Source organism: Mucilaginibacter pedocola, from assembly GCF_002013915.1.
GTDB lineage: Bacteria > Bacteroidota > Bacteroidia > Sphingobacteriales > Sphingobacteriaceae > Mucilaginibacter > Mucilaginibacter pedocola.
Window position 1 is genome coordinate 50,070 of record NZ_MBTF01000003.1, and the last position, 20,585, is coordinate 70,654.

11 protein-coding genes are annotated in these 20,585 nt (G+C 44.9%); 10 read left to right on the forward strand and 1 reads right to left on the reverse strand.

Annotation, left to right across the window (positions count from 1 at the left end):
• Positions 1–8 precede the first annotated feature (8 nt).
• The 9 genes from BC343_RS05885 to BC343_RS05925 all read left to right on the forward strand — a co-directional run bounded on the left by BC343_RS05885 (position 9) and on the right by BC343_RS05925 (position 18,117).
• A complete protein-coding gene (locus tag BC343_RS05885; protein ID WP_078346830.1) occupies positions 9–854 on the forward strand; it encodes a ComEA family DNA-binding protein in 846 nt (281 codons plus the stop codon).
• Positions 851–1,378 carry an adenine phosphoribosyltransferase gene (locus BC343_RS05890; RefSeq protein WP_078346831.1) on the forward strand — a complete coding sequence of 176 codons (528 nt, stop codon included), beginning with the start codon at positions 851–853 and terminating at the stop codon, positions 1,376–1,378. Before BC343_RS05885 ends, BC343_RS05890 begins: the two co-directional genes overlap by 4 nt.
• 226 nt (positions 1,379–1,604) lie before the next feature.
• Positions 1,605–4,067, forward strand: coding sequence for a glycoside hydrolase family 31 protein (locus BC343_RS05895; RefSeq protein ID WP_078346832.1), 2,463 nt, complete (start codon positions 1,605–1,607; stop codon positions 4,065–4,067).
• A gap of 243 nt (positions 4,068–4,310) precedes the next feature.
• Positions 4,311–5,924 (forward strand): DUF6377 domain-containing protein, encoded by a 1,614-nt coding sequence (locus tag BC343_RS05900; RefSeq protein WP_078346833.1) that lies wholly within the window; start codon positions 4,311–4,313, stop codon positions 5,922–5,924.
• A gap of 457 nt (positions 5,925–6,381) precedes the next feature.
• Positions 6,382–9,414 carry a SusC/RagA family TonB-linked outer membrane protein gene (locus BC343_RS05905; RefSeq protein WP_078346834.1) on the forward strand — a complete coding sequence of 1,011 codons (3,033 nt, stop codon included), beginning with the start codon at positions 6,382–6,384 and terminating at the stop codon, positions 9,412–9,414.
• Between the two features lie 10 nt (positions 9,415–9,424).
• Complete coding sequence (locus tag BC343_RS05910; protein ID WP_078346835.1) at positions 9,425–10,969, forward strand: RagB/SusD family nutrient uptake outer membrane protein; 1,545 nt, start codon at positions 9,425–9,427, stop codon at positions 10,967–10,969.
• 176 nt (positions 10,970–11,145) lie between these two features.
• Positions 11,146–14,352 (forward strand): VCBS repeat-containing protein, encoded by a 3,207-nt coding sequence (locus BC343_RS05915; protein WP_162276828.1) that lies wholly within the window; start codon positions 11,146–11,148, stop codon positions 14,350–14,352.
• A gap of 17 nt (positions 14,353–14,369) precedes the next feature.
• Positions 14,370–14,735, forward strand: a complete 366-nt coding sequence (locus tag BC343_RS05920; protein WP_078346837.1) for a cupin domain-containing protein — start codon at positions 14,370–14,372, stop codon at positions 14,733–14,735.
• Between the two features lies 1 nt (position 14,736).
• Positions 14,737–18,117: an FG-GAP repeat domain-containing protein gene (locus tag BC343_RS05925; RefSeq protein ID WP_078346838.1), complete on the forward strand. Its 3,381-nt coding sequence runs from the start codon at positions 14,737–14,739 to the stop codon at positions 18,115–18,117.
• Positions 18,118–18,125: 8 nt separating this feature from the next.
• Here BC343_RS05925 and BC343_RS05930 read toward each other — a convergent pair whose 3' ends face one another.
• The gene (locus tag BC343_RS05930; RefSeq protein WP_078346839.1) at positions 18,126–19,064 is read right to left on the reverse strand and encodes a GyrI-like domain-containing protein; all 939 of its coding nucleotides are present in this window, start codon (positions 19,062–19,064) and stop codon (positions 18,126–18,128) included.
• 186 nt (positions 19,065–19,250) lie between these two features.
• Here BC343_RS05930 and BC343_RS05935 point away from each other — a divergent pair, with 186 nt between their 5' ends.
• Positions 19,251–20,579: a vanadium-dependent haloperoxidase gene (locus BC343_RS05935; RefSeq protein WP_078346840.1), complete on the forward strand. Its 1,329-nt coding sequence runs from the start codon at positions 19,251–19,253 to the stop codon at positions 20,577–20,579.
• The last annotated feature ends 6 nt before the right edge of the window (positions 20,580–20,585 follow it).

Consider the following 20,585-nt stretch of genomic DNA (forward strand, 5'->3'; position numbering starts at 1 on the left):
GCATCGATATGAAAGCGCAGTTAAAACAACACCTCTCCCTCACCAAAAAAGAATGGAACGGGATGCTTGTGCTGGTTCTGCTGATAGCGGCAGTTTTAGCTGCGCCCTATGTTTATCAATGGCAACACAAAGATAGTATAATAAATGCTAAAGATGTTGATGCCGCGCTGGCTCAGCTTAACAAAGCCAACCCGGGTATGGCTAAAGCATCGGCCGGAAGTAATGTTTCGGCAAAACACCGCAGCCTCTTCAAATTCAACCCCAACAACTTGCCAGCTGCCGACTGGGCCAAGCTGGGGCTGAGCGATAAGCAAATTGCCATCATCAAAAATTACGAAGCAAAAGGCGGTAAATTCTACAAACCCGCGGATGTGAAGAAGATATACGGTATAACCGAAGCCGACTACAAAGCACTCGCGCCCTATATCGATATCCCGAAGGAAAGCATTAATAACATTATTGTAGAACTCAATACCGCCGATTCTGCCAAACTCACCCAACTAAGCGGCATTGGCCCTACCTTTGCCAAACGCATTATTTATTACCGCGAACGGCTGGGAGGCTTTGTAAATAAGGAGCAGTTGAAAGAGGTATTCGGGATCGATGATCTGAAGTACGATGAACTGAAAACGCAGATAAAGGTGGATGCTTCGCACATCAGGAAGATCGAAATCAACGCTATCACTTTTGATAAACTGCGGCTGATGCCATATTTGAATTATAAGCAGGTGAGTGCCATCATAGAGTACCGAAACCAGCACGGTAATTACGCTTCGATAGCCGATCTGAGCAACATTGCCATTATAGATGAAGGAATTTTGCGTAAAATTGAACCATATTTAAGCTATAAATGATAGAGCAGGCAATAAAGGGCGCTATTCGCGATATACCCGATTTCCCGAAACCGGGCATTATTTTTAAAGACATTACACCGATACTGAAAGATCCCGAACTGTGCGAGGGTATTGTTGATGCCTTTGTGGAAGGCTTAAAGGATACCAGGATAGATGCCATTGCAGGTGTAGAAAGCCGCGGCTTTTTATTCGGGCTTACGCTGGCCACCAAACTGGGCGTACCTTTTGTACCTGTACGTAAAGCCGGTAAACTGCCGCATACCGTAAAGCAAAAGGTATATGAATTGGAGTACGGTACGGCTACTATTGAACTGCATACCGATGCATTTAAACCCGGCGACCATATCCTGATCCATGATGACCTGCTGGCAACCGGTGGCACCGTTTCTGCCGCCAGCGAACTGATACAAGAGATGGGCGGCAAGGTGGCAGGCTTTACCTTTGTGGTGGGACTGGGCTTCCTGAATGGGTTAGAAAAAATAGAGCCTATAAGCGATAAGGTGATCGTACTGGCTAATTATTGATGAAAAAGGGCTAAAAACCGTCTATATAATGCCTTATATTTTTGAGGCTATTTTGAGTGCAAAAACCCGCTAATTTCTAAAATTAGCGGGTTTTTGCATTATAAAAATTTCATCACCGTCTATATCGGTTCGGCATGCAGCAAATTGGTTTTAATTTCATCCTTCGAAACCGGGCGTAAACCTGTCCGTCACCAATTATATAAAAACTATTTTCCCGAAAAGAAGAATGAAGATCGTAAACCGTTGTGTTGCCCTTGCCGTTTTATTGGCGGCCTGCACCCAAATGGCATATGCCCAAACCTTGCTGAAAAGGGTAGGGAAGGTTACCGGGGTAACCGTGAACAACCAGGAAGTTGATATAAAAACAGAAAATGCTTTTATAAAGCTGGCCGTATACAGCCCCAATGTAATAAGGGTGCGTATGGATAAAAAGCAGCTGGCGGATGATTTTTCGTACGCCGTTATTGCCAAACCGCAAACTACCAAAGTAACCGTTACCCAAAACGATAACGAGATAAACCTAACAACCGATTCGCTAAAGGTTAATATCAAAAAGAATCCTTATGCCATAACCTTTACTACGCTAAGTGGCGAAGTAATAAACCAGGACGAGCCGGGCTTAACAACCTCGTGGGTAAGCGAAAACGTAACCACCTACAAACACATGCAGGATGGCGAGCACTTCATTGGCCTGGGCGAGAAAACCGGCGGGCTTGACCGCCGCGGCAATGCCTATACTAACTGGAACAGCGATGTGTTCGGCTATTCGGCAGGGCAAGATCCCTTGTACTCTACTATTCCATTCTACATAGGGGTGCACCACAATGTGCAGTACGGTATTTTTATGGATAACACCTGGCAGTCTGATTTTAACTTTGGCGCCAGCAATAACCGTTTCTCATCATTCGCGGCGAAGGGTGGCGAAATGAATTACTACTTTATCTACAATAGCAAGCTGGCGGATATCATCACCTCGTACACCTGGCTTACTGGCCGTATAAAAATGCCGCCGCTGTGGAGCCTGGGTTATCAGCAAAACCGCTACAGCTATTACCCCGATACCGAAGTTTACCGCGTGGCCAACACCCTTCGCGAAAAAAAGATACCTGCCGATGGTATTACTTTAGATATCCATTATATGGATAAGTACAAAGTATTCACCTGGGATAAAAACCGTTTCCCTGATCCACCGGCGCTTACCAAAAAGCTAAAAGATATGGGCTTTAAAGTAACGCTGATCGTTGACCCGGGCGTAAAAGAAGAAAAAGGCTACGGCGTTTACGATCGCGGTATAGCTGCCGATATATTCGCCAAATACCCCGATAGCACCAACTACACCGGGCAGGTATGGCCGGGCTGGTGCAATTTTCCCGATTTTACTAACCCTAAAGGCCGCGAGTATTGGGCCAAAGAGATAAAAACCTACGCGGCCGATGGCGTAGCCGGTATTTGGAACGATATGAACGAATTTAGCACCTGGGGCCAAAAAGCACCGGATAATATCTTCTTCAACTTTGATGGCCGTGGAGCATCGCACCTGGAGGTACACAACGTTTACGGGTTGGAGATGATACGCAGCAGCTACGAAGGTTACCGCGCAGCCTTGGGTGGCAACAAACGCCCATTTGTACTTACCCGTTCGGGCTATGCGGGTTTACAGCGTTTTGCTGCTATGTGGACGGGCGATAACCGCGCAGAGGACAGCCACATGATGGCCGGCATACGCCTGATGAACAGCCTTGGCCTTAGTGGTGTGCCTTATACCGGTATGGATGTTGGTGGTTTCACCGGTGGCGCTTCGCCTGCGCTGTATGCCCGCTGGATGCAGATAGGTGCCTTTAACCCATACATGCGCAACCACACGCAGATCAACACCAAATCATCTGAGCCATGGGCCTACGGCGAAGAGGTGCTGGAGATAACCCGCAACTATATCAACCTGCGCTATAAATTATTGCCTTATATCTATTCATCGTTCTATGAAGCTAAAGAGAGCGGCAAGCCACTGATGCGCTCGCTGGCCATTGATTATACGCACGACGAGAATGTATACAACGGCACTTACGAGAACCAATATTTGTTTGGCCAGGCATTTTTAGTATTGCCTTTTGATAGCCAAACGCAAATTGGCCGTGTGTACTTCCCGCAAGGCAAATGGTACGATCTGTATAACGGTGCCGTGCAACAAGGAAATACCAAACTGAATATAGACCTGGGCATGAGCAAACTACCGGTGTTCGTAAAAGAAAGCAGTATCATCCCTATGCAATCGTTGGTGCAAACCACTGCCGAGAAACCTACTGATACCCTGGCAGTACACATTTACAAAGGCGACGTGAATAACAAATTTGTTTATTACGAAGATGACGGCGAAAGCTATGATTACGAAAAAGGCGAGTTCTACAAACGTACTATCAGCTACGATGCCGCCAAAAAGGCTATCACCTTTGCTAAACCCGAAGGCTCCGGCAAATCTAAATTCAACAATATCAAAGTGATATTGCACGGGTTTAACAGCACACCTGTTAAGTTGAATGGCAAAAGCTACAAAGCCGAAGACGACTTCAGCGCACTGATGGTGCCTATCTCCCGCTTCGACCCAACGGGCTTATCAAACCCGGTAGAAGGCGAGAAGGTGAAAAGCTTTGTGCTGAAGAATGCCGACAGCACTATTACCATAGGTTACTAAAAAGAATAATACTGATCTTACAGCAAGGGCTTGCGTATTTAAAACCGCAGGCCCTTTTTATTTGTGTTGGTTAAACAATTAATCTGAATTGTAATATTCTTAAGATGGGGCAATATACTGTTGAGTGTTCGATAAAAAATAATGGAGAATGCCACCATTATGGTAAAAACGCGGCAAGAATGTCGTAGATGTGTAGGGTTTAATTTTTAGTTATTAACTTTAATTCCCCTACAACACCAATTTATGAGGCCATTTTTACTGTTTTTATTTGTGCTATTTTGCTGTACGCCTGCGTTTTCGCAAAATAACGAAAGCTTGCTTGCCGAATTAAAAACAGAGATAGCCAAAAAGGAATCGTACGATAATGCCAAAGAGGCGCGCATTAAAAACCTGCGCGAGCAACAGCTTGCGGCTTCACCATCCGATTACGGGAAACAGTATGCCCTTAGCCTCAAACTCTACGAAGAATACAAATCTTACCAGTACGATTCGGCTTACGTTTATGTAAACAAGCTTAAAAATTTAAGCATGAGCATGAACGATATGGCCCGTGGCTACTACAGCCAAATAAAGCTGGGCTTCATACTACTATCGTCGGGCATGTTTAAAGAAACCTTCGATTGCATGAACCGCGTAAACCCCAAATTGCTGAACGATAGCATGAAGGCAGAGTACTACTTTATTATGTACCGCTGCAACAGTGACCTCTCCAAATACAACAACGATAAATACTTTTCGCCCGAATACCGTAAAGTGTCTAATGCCTATATCGATTCGGCTATTGCGTTGTGTAAGCGTGGCTCGGTAGATAGTATTTACTATGTTGGCTTAAAGCATATAGGGCTGAACGACCATCAAAGCGGAGCGAAGGAATTAAGTAAACTGGTAGGCCCGGGTATGCCTATCTCTATGCACCTCCGGGCCATGATCAGTTGTTCGCTGGGCCAAACCTACATCAATTCGGGCCGGCGGGATGAAGGGATAGCTTATTTGATAGAATCGGCCATTGCGGATATAAAATCTTCTACAAAAGAGAATATGGCGCTGTTTTTACTTGCCGAGCAGCTTTATAAAACAGGCAATGTAAAAGATGCGTACAATTTTGTGCAGATGGCCAAGGCCGATGCTGATTTTTATGGCGCACGCCAGCGCAAAATACAAATAGGGGCCATACTGCCATTGGTTGCCGCCGAAGAATTGAACCATACCGAAAGCGAAAAAAACCGTATGCTGATGTTTTTGCTGGCCATTACGGCCCTGGCATCGCTGGTGATATTGTTTTTGGTAATGATATACAAGCAGTTAGGTAAACTTAAGCACAAGGAACGTATTATTGAAGATAAGAACGTACTGCTAAAAAAGGTAAATTACCAGCTTACAGAGGATGCGCGTATCAAAGAAGAGTATATAGGGCAGTTTTTCAAACTTATATCCGGCTATATTTTAAAGCTCGAGAAGTTAAAGATGTCGGTAGATACTAAGCTGTCTATTAAAAAGTATGACGATATTAGGCTCATTATCAATGGTATAAATATCAAAAAAGAGCGCGAGGTGCTTTACCATAGTTTCGATCATATCTTCCTCAAAATATTCCCCAATTTCATTTCGGTGTTCAACTCGCAGTTCGAGGAGAAGGATCAGATATGGCCGCAGGAACACGAGGTATTGAATACCGACCTGCGCATATTCGCGCTGATACGTATGGGTATAAATGATAACGAAACCATAGCCAAAATACTGGAGTATTCGGTAAATACCATCTATGTTTACAAAATGCGCATCAAGGCAAAATCTAAAAATCCCGATCAGTTCGAGCACCGCATTATGGATATAAAAGCGGTGGACGAGGTTGAGTAATTCTCGCCCCGATCGGTGGAAAAAAAAACGCTTTTAAAAACAATTTAAGCTGTATCTACATTAAAAAAGCCGCAAAAACACCTAAAAAACGGTTATATTTTTCAATAGGTTTTTTTAATTAAATATCTTATTTTCAGTTACTTGTAAATTTATAGATCTATATTTTTTCTTAAATAAAGCAAATGCGTAGTTATTGAGGAAGAGTTAGCACATCTTTGTATGGATGTATATCGGTTTAACAAGTATTAACCTCTTGTAAAACCATAATACCGGGCCACCCGCGAGGCGGCGAAACCAATTTTATAAACCAATAGATTAATAAATTTTAGTGCAACATCGGCGCCTTGCGCCAACGGGGTTTTAAACAAAGCTTTAGTTTTTTGGCTATACGCTTTTTTTAGTTAAGCAACCATGTACAAGAACTTTTATATAACCAATTTTAATTAAACCACAAACTATGCAATTTAAACACTTACTCACCTTATGTTTTTTTGCTTTAGCCTGTTTGTTTGTACAGCCCGCACTGGCTCAAAACAAAGTAATAACAGGTAAGGTAACCGACAAAAAAGATGGTTCGTCGCTTATCGGCGTTTCCGTTGGTGCCGGTAATGGTATCGGCACACAAACCAGTGTCGACGGTAGCTTCCGTCTTTCGGTACCCGCAAGCACAACCTCATTAACCTTTAACTACATCGGTTACAATTCGCAAACCATTAGCCTTGAAGGTAAAACCTATGTAGCCGTTAGCCTCGAATCGGCAAGCAAAGCGCTTAACGAGGTTGTTGTTATCGGTTACGGCACACAGCGTTTACGCGATGCAACAGGTTCGGTAGCTTCATTAAGCCCTAAAGATTTCAACAAGGGGGTTATTGCTACTCCCGACCAGTTGTTGCAAGGCCGTATCTCGGGCGTAACGGTTACACCTTCAAGCGGTGAGCCGGGCGCGGGCGCTTCTATTAACATCCGTGGCGCCGGTTCTATCCGTACAGGTGATGGCCCACTGTACGTTATCGACGGTGTTCCGTTGGATCAGTCGGGCGGTACTTCTCCCGGTTATGGCGTAGGTGCAGGTGGTTCATCAGCACGTAACCCATTAGCGTTCTTAAACCCTTCAGATATCGAGAATATTTCGGTATTGAAAGATGCGTCTTCGGCGGCTATCTACGGTTCGCGCGGTGCCAACGGTGTTATCTTAATTACTACACGCAAAGGCCGCAAAGGGCAGGGTATCCAGTTCTCCGCTAATACCAGCATTGCTTCTACAGCTAAACGTTACGATCTATTGGGCCGCGACGAGTTTCTTAAAGCAGTTGCATCGGTAGGTGCCAATGCGGGCCCAGCATCAGCAGGCGGTGTTGATTACGGTGGCAATACCGATTGGCAAAAAGAGATTTATCGTACTTCTGTTTCACAAAACTATAACCTGGGTTTTGGTGGTGCAAGCAATACCGCCAGCTACCGTGCCTCTTTGGGTTATGACGATCAACAGGGTATCGTTAAAAACTCAGGCTTGAAACGTATGAACGCACGTATCAACGCCAGCAAATCATTGTTTGCAGATAGGTTGAAATTTGATCTGCAATCAACTTACTCTAACGTTAAAAACCAATATGCGCCTATTACTAACAATGCCGGCTTCAACGGCAGCTTAATTGGTGCGGCCATCCAGTTGAACCCTACTGCTCCTGTTTACGATGATCAGGGCCGCTTGTTCAACCTGAACGGTTACAATGCTGATGGTTACCCTAATGGTAACAGTTTCCGTAACCCGGTTTCGTTGTTGAACCAAATTGACGACAGGGATAATATCAACAGGTTCCTGAATAACATTACAGCCACTTTAAGATTATTTGCAGGTATCAGCTACAAAGGCAACTTCGGTGCAGATATGTCTACCGGTTTAAGAAAAACTTTCTACGACCCTAAAGTGATCGGCTTTACCGATGCTATTGGTATCAGGAACACAAACTTCCCTTCGCCAACAGGCAATGGTACTGCAATATACCAGCACAACAAAGTGCGTAACTACACCACAGAGCATACCCTTAACTGGGATAAAAAATGGGCAGATAATAGTTCGTTAACCGCTTTGGTTGGTTACTCATACCAAACTTTCAAAAACTATAACTACAACGAGTTTGGCTTTGGTACTAAAACAGCCGGCGTATTGGTTAAAAACTATGATGATTTTAAACAACACCTGCCTTACCCTGTAGGCGATACCGCCAGCTACAAACTGCAATCGTATTTTGCGCGTGTTAACTATTCTTACAAAGACCGCTATATCCTGACCGGTACTATACGCCGAGATGGTTCGAGCAAATTTGGTGCTAACCACAAATACGGTAACTTCCCGGCTTTGGCTGCTAAATGGCGCGTAAGCAACGAGAGCTTTATGCCAAAAGGTGGTTTCTTCGACGACTTGTCGCTTAGGTTAAACTATGGTAAAACAGGTAACCAGGAGTTCCCCCCATACTTATCGCAAACTGTAAAACAGGTGCAGAGCTTTAACGGCGGCATTGTTAACAGGTTGTATCAAGGTAATGCCGACCTGAAATGGCAAGCTAACACCACTTACGGTGCCGGTATCGATTTCACCATCATGAAAGGCCGCGTGTCGGGTTCGGTAGATTACTTTAACAAGTCTATTTCCGACCTGTTGTTTAATCAATACCTTGCTCAGCCGTCTTTCTCTACCAACTTGTACAACAACCTTGAAGCCACTGTGGAAAACAAAGGTGTGGAGTTCAACGTAAACATTGGTGCCATACAGGATAAAGACTTTAGTTGGGATATTGCTTACAACATGAGCTTTATCAAAAGCTCAGTAAATAACTTCAAGAGCCGTACCATTATTACAGGTAGTATAGAAGGCCAGGGTTTATCGGGTGCTTATGCGCAAGCTATTGTTGACGGCTACCCGCTGTTTACCTTCAACGTGCCTAACTATGCAGGCTTAGATAATAACGGTTTTGGTATATATCCACAAGGTATAGATGCATTAACGCTGCAAGGAAGCCCTAACCCTAAATTTGTGGCCAGCTTAACCAACAGCTTTGGTTACAAAAACTGGTCGTTCAGCTTCTTCCTGAACGCTGCTACCGGTTTCCAGATCTATAACAACACTGCCAACGCATTCTTTTACAAAGGCAACCTTGTAAGTGGCCGTAACGTAACAAAAGCAGTAGCTGCTACTAACGAGAGCCCGCTTAACTCGGGTGAGGTTTCTACCCGTTTCCTTGAGAAAGGCGATTTCCTGAGGTTAGCAAACACTACACTTGGTTATACCGTCCCGCTTAAAGGCAGCACCATAAAAACACTTCGTGTGTCTTTAACAGGCCAAAATTTATTCGTGATAACCAGCTATAGCGGTCTGGATCCGGAAGTTAACACAGACAAAGCAATTGGAGGCGTAGCGTCAAGAGGTATCGATTATACTTCGTATCCAAAAGCACGTATATTCACTTTAGGTATAAACGCAGGTTTCTAAAAATATGACAATGAAAAAAATAATATCTCGTGCAACTATTTGTGGTTTTGCCCTTTTAGCTGCTTCAGGTTGCGCAAAACTGGATGAGAAACTTTACGGATCTAAATCGTTAGACGATCCGAATGCAACAGCAGGCGCAGCCGACCTTAACGGCGTGTATTCTCAACTATATGGCCAAACAGACCAGGCCAATACTTATGCATTACAAGAGCACCCAACCGACGAAATGATGGGCCCGACCCGTGGTACCGACTGGGGCGATTTTGGTACATGGCGTAAATTGCATACCCATACCTGGACACCTACCCACAATCAGGTAACTGACACCTGGGACCAATTGAATATTGGTGTGTTCCGTGCTTCGCAGGTTATAAATGCCGCTTCGGATAATAATATCAAAGCGCAGGCCAGCTTTCTTCGTGCATATTTTACCTTCCAATTGGTAGATCTTTACGGGCAGGCACCTTTCCGCGATCCAAGCGCTCCGCCAAGCTCTATACCATCGGTAAAAACGCGCCCGGAAGCTACTGCTTTTATGATAGCAGACCTGGAGTTTGCCGAAACTAACTTGCCGGCAACATCTGCAAATATTGGCGTTGCCAACAAAGCAGCGGCTCAGGCCTTATTAGCTAAAGTATATTTGAATAAAGCAGTATACACCGCTGCTACGGTTGGTGGCCCTTTCACATTTGCTAAAGCAGATATGGACAAGGTTATTGAGTATGCCAACAAAGTAACCGCTGCAGGTTATACGCTTGAGCCTGCCGGTAAATACTTCCAGGATTTTGCCTGGGATAACTCAGAGCAATCTCATGGTAACATATTTGGTTTTTACAATACAACTACCAGCGCGCCTGCATCGGCAAAAAACCGTTGGAGAATGGGCTTGCACTACAACCAAACACCCGATGGCTGGAACGGCTTTACCACATTGGCCGATTTCTACAATTCATTTGAAGAAAGCGACGAACGCCGCGGTGTTGACTATCCGGGCCTGACAGACATTGTAGGTTTAAGGGCAGGTTTTGCTAAAGGCCAGCAATATGGCCCGGGCCACAAAGCCTTAACACAACGTAGCGGTAAACCTTTGGATTTCACCGAGAAAGTTGATCTTAACTTCTCTACAGAAGCACAAGGTATAAGGGTGTTCAAATACTTCCCGCAGCCAAATGCTAACGGTACAGTTAACGATGATAACTCATCTAATGACTACGTTATTCTGCGTTATGCCGACGTTGTATTAGAGAAAGCCGAAGCTATTATGCGTGGTGGTACCGATCCGTTGGGCCAAACAGCGCTTAGCCTGGTAAATTCTGTACGCACACCACGTGGTGCAACTGCATTTAGCACTATCGACGATGCAAAAATGCTTGCGGAGCGCGGCCGCGAATTATATTGGGAAGGTTGGAGAAGGAACGACCTGATCCGTTTCGGGAAATTTAACGACCCGGTTGATCAGCGCCCATTGGCAACTGATAAAACACGCACATTGTACCCAATTCCTCAACGTGCGGTTGATACCAACCCTAACCTGAAACAGAACCCGGGTTATTAATAAAAAGGAGTATTTTCAGTTTATATTTGATTTTGAACGTAGCGAAGTAATTCGCTACGTTTGTTTTTTCCTGCGTGCTCCAAATGCTAAAAAGAACGCCCCTTATATTTTTAACCCTCGTTGTTACCGCCTTGTTTTCATGCCGCGAGAGTAGTGTAGATAATACCTTATTTACCTTGCAGGATAACAGCGCCATTGGCGTAAATTTTGAAAACCGGTTAAACGAGCAAGACCGTACCAACGTGTTCACTTTCCGCAATTATTATAATGGCGGCGGTGTGGCCATTGGCGATATTAATAACGATGGGCTTAACGATGTTTACCTAACCAGCAACCAGGGTGGCAACCAGCTTTACCTGAATAAGGGTAACTGGAAATTTGAGGATATTACCGATAAAGCAGGTGTAAAAGGCACCAAATACTGGAGCACCGGCGTAACCATGGTTGACATTAACGGTGATGGCTGGCTGGATATTTATGTTTGCCACAGCGGCAACATTATTGACAGGAAAGGCAACGAACTTTTTATAAACCAACATAACGGCACCTTTACCGAGGAAGCCGCTAAATATGGCCTGGTAGATAACGGGCTTTCTACCCAGGCCATATTTTTTGATATGGAGAACGATGGCGACCTGGATTGTTTTGTACTCAACAATTCTTTCCGCCCCATTGGTTCGTTTGATTTTAGCAAGAACCTACGTGGTGTTGTAGACCCGCTTGGCGGCGCGCGTTTATACCGTAATGATGGCGGGCATTTTACCAATGTAACAAGTACAGCGGGTATTTTCAGCAGCGATATAGGCTTCGGGCTGGGCGTATCTGTAGCCGACGTAAATAACGATGGCTACCCGGATATTTACGTATCTAACGATTTTTTTGAGCGAGATTACCTATATATAAATCAACACAACGGCACTTTTAAAGAAGATATTCAAGCCGAAACAGGGCACCTAAGCCTGGCCTCGATGGGATCGGACATTGCCGATATAAACAACGATGGCAACCTGGATATTTTTACTACCGAAATGCTTCCCGAAGGCGATAAGCGCCTGAAGCAAATGACCTCGTTCGAATCATTCGACGTTATAAAACTGAAACAGCACGATGGTTATTTTAACCAGTACATGCAAAACTGCCTGCAACTGAACAATGGCGACGGCACTTTCTCGGAAGTGGCTTTTAATGCAGGTGTAGCCGCTACCGACTGGAGTTGGGGTGCGCTCTTTTTTGATATGGATAACGACGGCTGGAAGGATATTTTCGTATCTAACGGCATATATAAAGACCTTACCGATCAGGATTACATCGAATTTTTGGGCAACCGCGAGAACATGGATAAAATTGCGGAAAAGAAAAGCTTCGATTATAAAGATTTTACGGATAAGATGGTGAGCACGCCACTTACCAACTACGCTTACCAAAACAACCACAACCTCACCTTCACCAACAAGGCAAAAGAATTTGGGTTGGATAAGCCATCTTTCAGCAATGGCGCGGCCTACGGCGATCTGGACGGCGATGGCGATAACGACCTGGTAGTAAATAACGTAAACTCGCCGCTATACATCTACAAAAACAATGCGGAAACGCTGAAGAATAACTTTATTCAGTTGAAACTACAAGGCGAGGGGCAAAACCGCTTTGGCGTTGGTAGTACCATAAAGGTATTTGCTAAAGGCGAGGCATTGGTTTATTACCAACAGCCAACGCGTGGTTTTCAAAGCAGTACATCGCCAAACTTGATTACCATTGGTTTGGGAAAAGAGAACAAAGTTGATTCGGTGCAAGTAATATGGCCGGGCGGCAAATACCAACTGGTTAAAAACGTGCAAACCAATAAGGTTTACACTTATAAGCAGATCGACGCAAACCTCACTTATGACTTTAGGCCGAAAGTTGTTAAGCCCATGTTTACAGAGGTGGAGAAAACGCTTTTTGATTCGGTACCTACACATGCCGAGAATGGCTTTATAGATTTTGATAACGAGCGCCTGATGCTGCAAATGCTATCTACCGAGAACCCCTACATGACCAAAGGCGATTTGAATAATGATGGGTTGGAGGATTTTTACTTCGGCAGTTCTAAGGATAACCCTGCATCGCTGTACATTCAGCAAAAAAATGGCAGTTTCCATCAATACGTACCCGAGGATTTAGGCAAACAAAGCTATTTGGAAAACGCTGGTGCTGCTTTTGGCGATTTTGATGGCGATGGCGACCAGGACTTAATAATTGGAGTGGGTGGCAATGAAGAAAAGGCCGACGACCCGATATATTTCCCGCGCTTTTTTGAGAATGATGGTAAAGGCAACCTTCGTCGCAACGCGCAAAAAGCTATCCCTGCGCCGGTAAATGCATCGATTATAATGGCCTGCGATTATGATAAGGACGGCAAACTTGATTTGTTTATTGGCGGGCGCAGTGTGCCGGGTACCTATGGCGAGTCGCCAAAGTCGTATGTGTTTCATAACAATGGCGACGGACACTTTACCGATGTATCGGCCCAGGTGCTGGGTGCCGATACCAAATTGGGTATGGTTACATCGGCACAATGGGCCGATATTGACGGCAATGGCTACCCCGACCTTGTGGTGGCAGGCAACTGGATGGGGATTAAAATATTCAAAAACGATAAAGGCAAATTTACAGCCGATAACCAACTGGATAACTACAAAGGTTGGTGGAGCGCCCTGCAAATAGCCGACGTAAATGGCGATGGCAAACCCGATATTGTGGCCGGCAATATTGGATTGAACATTAAATTCAAAGCATCATTTGAGCAGCCGATGACGCTTTATGTGAAAGATTTTGACAAGAACGGCACTAAGGAATGCGTAACATCGATGTTTAAAAACGATGGTGTTGCCTATGTTTGGCACATGAAACCCGACCTGGTAGGGCAGATGCCGATATTGAAAAAACAATACCTAAAATATACTGACTATGCCGGTAAGCCCTTTAAAGAAATATTTGCCGACGAGATGCTGGAAGGGGCAGAGGTTCACCAAATGAACTACTTAGCTTCGGCAGTGTTTATGAACGAGGGCGGCAAATTTGTGGCTAAAGCTCTTCCTTACAACGCGCAACTGTCAAACGTAAATACCATTATTTGTGATGACCTGGATAACAGCGGCATCCCATCTATTATACTCGCCGGCAACTTTTATGGTTTTAAACCCGAGGTGGGGCGTTTAGATGCAAGCCACGGGCAAATTTATAAGTATACTAATAGTGGATTTACGTATATTTCGCCTGCCCAAAGTGGCATAAACCTAAGCGGACAAGTACGCTCATCGCTGATGATAAAAGACAGCCGGGGGCAAAAAAACTTTTTATTCGGGTTGAATGATGATAAGCTTAAAGCCTACAGGTTGCATTAAGCGGATCGGAGGATGTGATGAGTATTGAAAAGGTAAACATCGAGGATAAGTTATCGCAGTTTTCGGCACATTGGAGCCCTAAAATTGTGGGCGAACTAAACGGGCAGCATGTAAAACTGGTAAAGTTTGCAGGCGAGTTTGTTTGGCATAAGCACGATGACGAGGACGAACTGTTTTTTGTGGTGAAAGGCGCCTTTGAAATGCACCTGAGAGATAAGGTGGTGGAGCTAAAGGAAGGCGACTTTATCATCATCCCTCGCGGCACCGAACATAAACCCGTTGCTGCCGAAGAAGTGCAGGTTATGCTGTTTGAACCTGCCGGTACGCTGAACACAGGCGATAAAATTGGAGAACTAACCGTGGATAACCCGGACTATTTATAAAATGAAAAAAGCAAAGCGCAATAAACGCTTACCTGTTACTACCCCTAAAAAGCCCCGCATAGCTTTAAAATGGCCCACCATAGCCGTTTGCAGCGCTATTTTGGTGTGTATTGCTTTTTTCAATTCATGCGAAAAAAAGAAGGCCGGCGATGGCATTTTCAAACTGGTAGCCACCGGCGATAGCCACGTAGATTTCGTAAACCACAACATTGTAACCGATTCGGTTAACATTTTAGATTACCTCTATTTCTACAATGGCGCAGGTTTAGCTTCGGCTGATTTTAACAACGATGGCCTGCCGGATCTTTACTTCACCAGTAACCAGGGCGAAAACAAACTATACATTAATAAAGGCAACCTGTCTTTCGAAGATGTAACCGCCAAAGCTGGGTTAAAAGGAGCGGGGAACTGGAAAACGGGCGTTACTGTTGTTGATATTAATGGCGACGGTTTGAAGGATATTTACCTGTGCGTAGTAAGCAACTTCAAAGGCTTTAAAGGCAAGAATCAGCTGTTCATTAATAACGGCGACCTCACCTTTACCGAGTCGGCGGCCAAATACGGCTTAGATTTTTCGGGCTTCTCTACCCAGGCAAGTTTTTTTGATTACGATAAGGATGGCGATCTGGATATGTTCCTGCTCACTTCATCGGTACACAGTAACGATACCTACGGCGACAGCACGCAGCGTTTTAAATACAGCCACGATGCCGGCGACCATCTTTTCCGTAACGATAACGGGCATTTTACCGATGTTACCCAAGGTTCGGGCATTTACTCGGCACCAATAGGATATGGCTTGGGCGTAAGCATAGGCGACCTGAACAACGATGGCTGGGATGACATCTACGTAAGCAACGACTTTTTTGAGCAGGATTACTACTACGTAAACCAGCGCAACGGAACCTTTAAGGAGGAAATGAAAAGCGCCTTTGGGCACAGTAGCCTTTTCTCGATGGGGAACGCTATAAGCGATGTAAATAAAGACGGGCACCTTGATGTGATAAGTACCGACATGCTCCCTGAAGATATGAAGGTGCTGAAATCGACTATAAACGATGAGCCGCTTGACATTTACAACCAGGAAGTAAACGCGGGGTATTACTACCAATACTCCAAAAACAGCCTGCAAATTAACGTGGGCAACGGGCAAAAGTTTGTGGATGTGAGCCTATACTCGGGCATGTCGGCTACGGATTGGACATGGTCGCCCCTGGTGCAGGATTTTGATATGGACGGGCGTAAGGATATCTTCTTTAGCAACGGTATAAAAAAGCGCCTGAACGATATGGATTACCTGAAATATTTGGGCGACCCTAACGTGATAAAAGATTTTAAAACCAGCCGCTTCTTCGATAAAGAGAAAATAAACCTGATGCCCGACGGGCAGGTGCACAACTACCTTTACCACGGCGAGGACCTGCTGAAGTTTACGGATATATCTGCAGGCAATGATATGCGCGACACATCGGTATCGGCAGGTGCTGTAGCTATAGACCTGGATAACGACGGTGATTTGGATATGGTAACCAATAACATGGACGCCCCCGCATTTATTTATCAGAATACCACCATGGAGAAGATAAAGGAAGGCGATGCCAAGCCGCTTTACCTCAACTTCAGCGTAAAATATACCGCCCTTAACCCGGATGGCATAGGCACTAAATTCTTCCTCCGCTCCGAAAAAGAGTTAGACCACCAGGAGATACAAACCAGTACTGCTTACGAGGCAACGCAGAATAATAATCTCACGTTCACCTTTCTGCCCGACGATAAGCCGATAGAATTGATGGTGGTCTGGCCGGATAATTCGTACCAAATTATTAAAAACTTCAGCTCGAATAAAAAAACGCTGATTACCTACAACAAGGCGCAAACGCAAACCACTACGGATATGGTGGCGCTGATAACCGGTTACATAAAAGGCTCGGCGCAGTTTACATCAGTACCGGTTAAGGCAGATGTATTGGCTACGCTACAGCAATATGATACGCCCGATTTTAACTATTATAATCTGCTGCCGCATACTTATTTGCCGCATACCCCGGCTGTTGCAGTGGGCGATGCCAATAAGGATGGCTTGGGCGACATATATGTCGGCGGGCTTGCCGGAGATGAAAAGTATATTTTAGCCGGCAATAGCACCGGCGGTTTCACCAAAATTGCTGTTGATGCTTTTGCAGCCTTTAAAGATTATGGCGATACCGAAGCCCATTGGGCAGATGTAAATAACGATGGCCTGCCCGATTTGCTGGTAACCACAGCTAACCACCCGTTAGCCGAGCCGGATAAGCGTATGCCGCCGCGCCTCTATATTAACAAAGGCAATTTAAAATTTGAATACGCTAAACTTCCTATGCTCGAAAATACTACTGGCAAGCTGTTCGTTTACGATTTTAATGGCGACGGGCTAAAGGATATATTCTTTGCAGCAGCGGTATCATTCATCAACTATACCACACCAGCAAAGGGAACCGTGTTGCTAAATAAGGGCAACGGTACGTTCGCCTTAGCAGCGGCAAATGCTTATGAGCAGCTAACTACTATCTCTTATATTACTTCGGTATCGGCAAGCGATGTTGACCGCGACGGTAAAGATGATATCATTATTTCCTCGGAATGGGCACCCATACAAATATTCCTGAACAAGAATAAACAGTTAACTAAAGCAGAACTGCCCGTGCTTGACGATGCCAAAGGTTGGTGGCAAAGCGCCGCAATTACCGATTTTGATGGTGATGGCAAAGCCGACCTGATAGCCGGCAACTGGGGGCAAAACAATAAGTACAACGTCACCGCCAACCAGCCGCTTTATGCCTACAACCAGGATTTTGATAGCGATGGCAAAAACGACCTGATTGTTTCTTATGCTTATAAAGGCAAATATTATCCTTTCCGCCCTAAGAATGATCTGGAGCAGGAGTTGCCTTATTTGAAGAAAGAGTTCCTGAGTTTCCAAAAAATGGCGGATAAAACCACCGAAGAGATATTTGAAGGCTTGGATAAGGATAAGCGCATGGCCGCTAATCAGTTTAATAGCATATTGGTAAGCGATGTGCTGAATGCAAAAACTATAACCGAACTGCCCTACATGTATCAGCAGGCACCGATCCGTTCCATCAGCAGTTTAAATAAACAAGGCGATGTATTACTGAATGGCAATTTTTGGGGTGTGGTACCCTACGAGGGTAAGTACGACGCCTTAGGTTTGGTTGCTATGCACTACGATAAGCAGAGCAAACAAATAGCCCAGCCCGAGTATTGGGTAAATGCGCTATTCAACTTCCAGGAAATGGATGGCCCGAAGCCCATAAAAACATCTGCAGGAGATGCTTTTGTTGGGGTTACTTATGAGGGTAAATTGTTGCTGATCAGGAAATAGATACACCGTTACAATATTGGCCAGTACAACCTGGTAACCCATTTTGCGGTGTCTTTCTCCATGCTACGGTCGGTAACCATTAGTTCGAATGGCATGGCCACGCCGGTTAGCTTATAATCTTTGCGGAAGTTTTGCAACTGGGTAAAGGCGTTATCTATGGATTTTCTTCCTCCCTTTACTTCGGTTTTCAGGATGTTACCGCCAACCGCCATTTTATTAACCACCGAATTTGCACCGGGTTTTATTTCTTTATTGATAGGTATGGCCACCATCACGTGATATTCGTTGTCATCTGTTTGGTTAATATTCAGCATGGGTTTATTGGTTTCGGCGGCATTTTGTACAGCAATTTCTTTACGAAGTCCTGCTACCATATCGTATACCTCGGTAACCGTTGGGGTTGCTTTGAACACCTTATTGGTTGCCAGCATCAGGCCGTCTTTCACATGCTCTACTTTTATGCGCAATCCGTATACATTGGTATCAGTTTGCATAAAAGTTTTAAAGCGGCTTAGTATGGTATCCATATTTTGCTGCTCTGCCTTAATGCGCACAAATTCTGAAATGCGCGTAAACGGGTTAAGGCTGCTTTGCATTTGCCCTTCCCAATTTATAGTGGTGGCTACTTCATTCTCGGCCAGGTAGTTTAGTTTACTATCCAGTTGAACTTTGCCGGTATTAATGCCCAATTCTATAAAGCTGTTAGCATCTTTTTTTATGGTGTAAGTAGTGCCGTTGTAGGTGAATATGTTGGTGTCTTTGGCGTTATGCTCGCCGGGCCACCACTTAGGCCAAGCCTTCTTCTGCACCAGGAACCTGAACACATTACCATCGGTGGCATCAACCGAGATGCTGCTTTTGGCAGTGATGTATTGCGGGATGATAAAGTAGATGCTGATAAAGGCCAGTAATAAAATGCCTAATACTAACAGGGCGGGTTTCTTCATAAAAATAACTAACAGAAATAGGGGCTTGCCTAATTGGTTTTGCGTTGCAAATTAATCAATTCAGCGGCTTAAAATCAAACGGTATTTATCGGCCGCAATTGTGGCAAAAGCCTTATATTAGCTTCAAAAACAATAGAAAACACCGCTATTGAGGCAAATGTGTTTTCTTGAAACCAATTAATATTTATGAACCGTTTCCTGCTATTGCTTGCCGGCGCTGCGCTGTTTTTTGCATCGTGTAAAAAAGCTGATTACCAAAAAGTTACTCACGACCCCGAACTATACCGAACCACCGTAAAAAAGCTGAACGATATAGTGCTTGAAAATAACTTCCCCCCGGTAATTGCCTCACGTAACTATGTATACGCCAATATTGCCGCCTACCAGGTAATAGCAGCCGGCGACCCGAAGCACTACCGCTCCTTATCGGGCCAAATAAAGCACCTGCCTGCCACGCCACAGCCGCCGAAGGATAAAGAGATCGATTTTCAGTTCGCCTCGCTATTATCTTTCTGTTTTGTTGGCAACGCTGTAACGTTTCCCGAAGGAAGTATGTCAACCTATGTAGATGATTTAAAAGAAAAGGCGAAAGATGCAGGTATGCCTTCGGAGGTATTTGAAAACTCGGTAGCCTACTCGGATACTGTGGCCAAGTACATTATGAAGTGGAGCAAGAAAGATAATTACGCCCAAACCCGCTCGGCCAGCAAGTACACCGTAAAACGTAGTGATGGACGCTGGATACCCACACCGCCGATGTATGCCCAGGCATTGGAGCCGCACTGGGGCGAGATACGCCCGATGGTGTTAGATTCTGCCTCGCAAGTGCCCGCCCCCGAACCACCTGCCTATAATATGACGGATAAGAACAGCGTATTTTACAAGAACGTAATGGAGGTGAAAACCTGGGTTGATAGCCTGAATACCGATCAAAAACATATGGCCGACTTTTGGGATGATAATGCCTTTAAACTTACCGTGGTGGGCCATGCCTCGTTTGGTACTAAAAAGTTTTCGCCGGGTGGCCATTGGATGAATATAGCAGGTACAGGTTCCATCATTAAAAAAGCTGATTTTAGTACTACCGTTGCGGCATATACGGAAACATCGATAGCCCTTTTTGATGCTTTTATAAATTGCTGGTACGTAAAATACAAAGCCAACAGCGTGCGCCCCGAAACGGTAATAACCAAATTGATAAACCCCGACTGGCGCCCTTACATTCAAACCCCGCCTTTCCCCGAATACATTAGCGGGCACGCCGTTATTTCGGCAGCTGCTGCCGAAGTACTCACGCACGATTTTGGTGATAACATAGCTTATACCGATTCGTCAGAGTCGGAATTTGGGATTGAGCCGCGTAAATTCCCATCATTCCGTGCTGCTGCCATGGAGGCGGCCATGTCGCGCGTTTACGGTGGCATTCATTATAAAATAGCTTGCCAGGTAGGTAACGAGCAAGGCCGAAAGATAGGACAACTGGTGAATGAGAAACTACAACTGAAGATAAAGTAAACCTCT

Coding starts and splice junctions, on each gene's coding strand:
- BC343_RS05885 (WP_078346830.1), top strand. CDS start 9: ATGAAAGCGCAGTTAAAACAACACCTCTCCCTCACCAAAAAAGAATGG.
- BC343_RS05890 (WP_078346831.1), top strand. CDS start 851: ATGATAGAGCAGGCAATAAAGGGCGCTATTCGCGATATACCCGATTTC.
- BC343_RS05895 (WP_078346832.1), top strand. CDS start 1,605: ATGAAGATCGTAAACCGTTGTGTTGCCCTTGCCGTTTTATTGGCGGCC.
- BC343_RS05900 (WP_078346833.1), top strand. CDS start 4,311: ATGAGGCCATTTTTACTGTTTTTATTTGTGCTATTTTGCTGTACGCCT.
- BC343_RS05905 (WP_078346834.1), top strand. CDS start 6,382: ATGCAATTTAAACACTTACTCACCTTATGTTTTTTTGCTTTAGCCTGT.
- BC343_RS05910 (WP_078346835.1), top strand. CDS start 9,425: ATGAAAAAAATAATATCTCGTGCAACTATTTGTGGTTTTGCCCTTTTA.
- BC343_RS05920 (WP_078346837.1), top strand. CDS start 14,370: ATGAGTATTGAAAAGGTAAACATCGAGGATAAGTTATCGCAGTTTTCG.
- BC343_RS05925 (WP_078346838.1), top strand. CDS start 14,737: ATGAAAAAAGCAAAGCGCAATAAACGCTTACCTGTTACTACCCCTAAA.
- BC343_RS05930 (WP_078346839.1), bottom strand. CDS start 19,064: ATGAAGAAACCCGCCCTGTTAGTATTAGGCATTTTATTACTGGCCTTT.
- BC343_RS05935 (WP_078346840.1), top strand. CDS start 19,251: ATGAACCGTTTCCTGCTATTGCTTGCCGGCGCTGCGCTGTTTTTTGCA.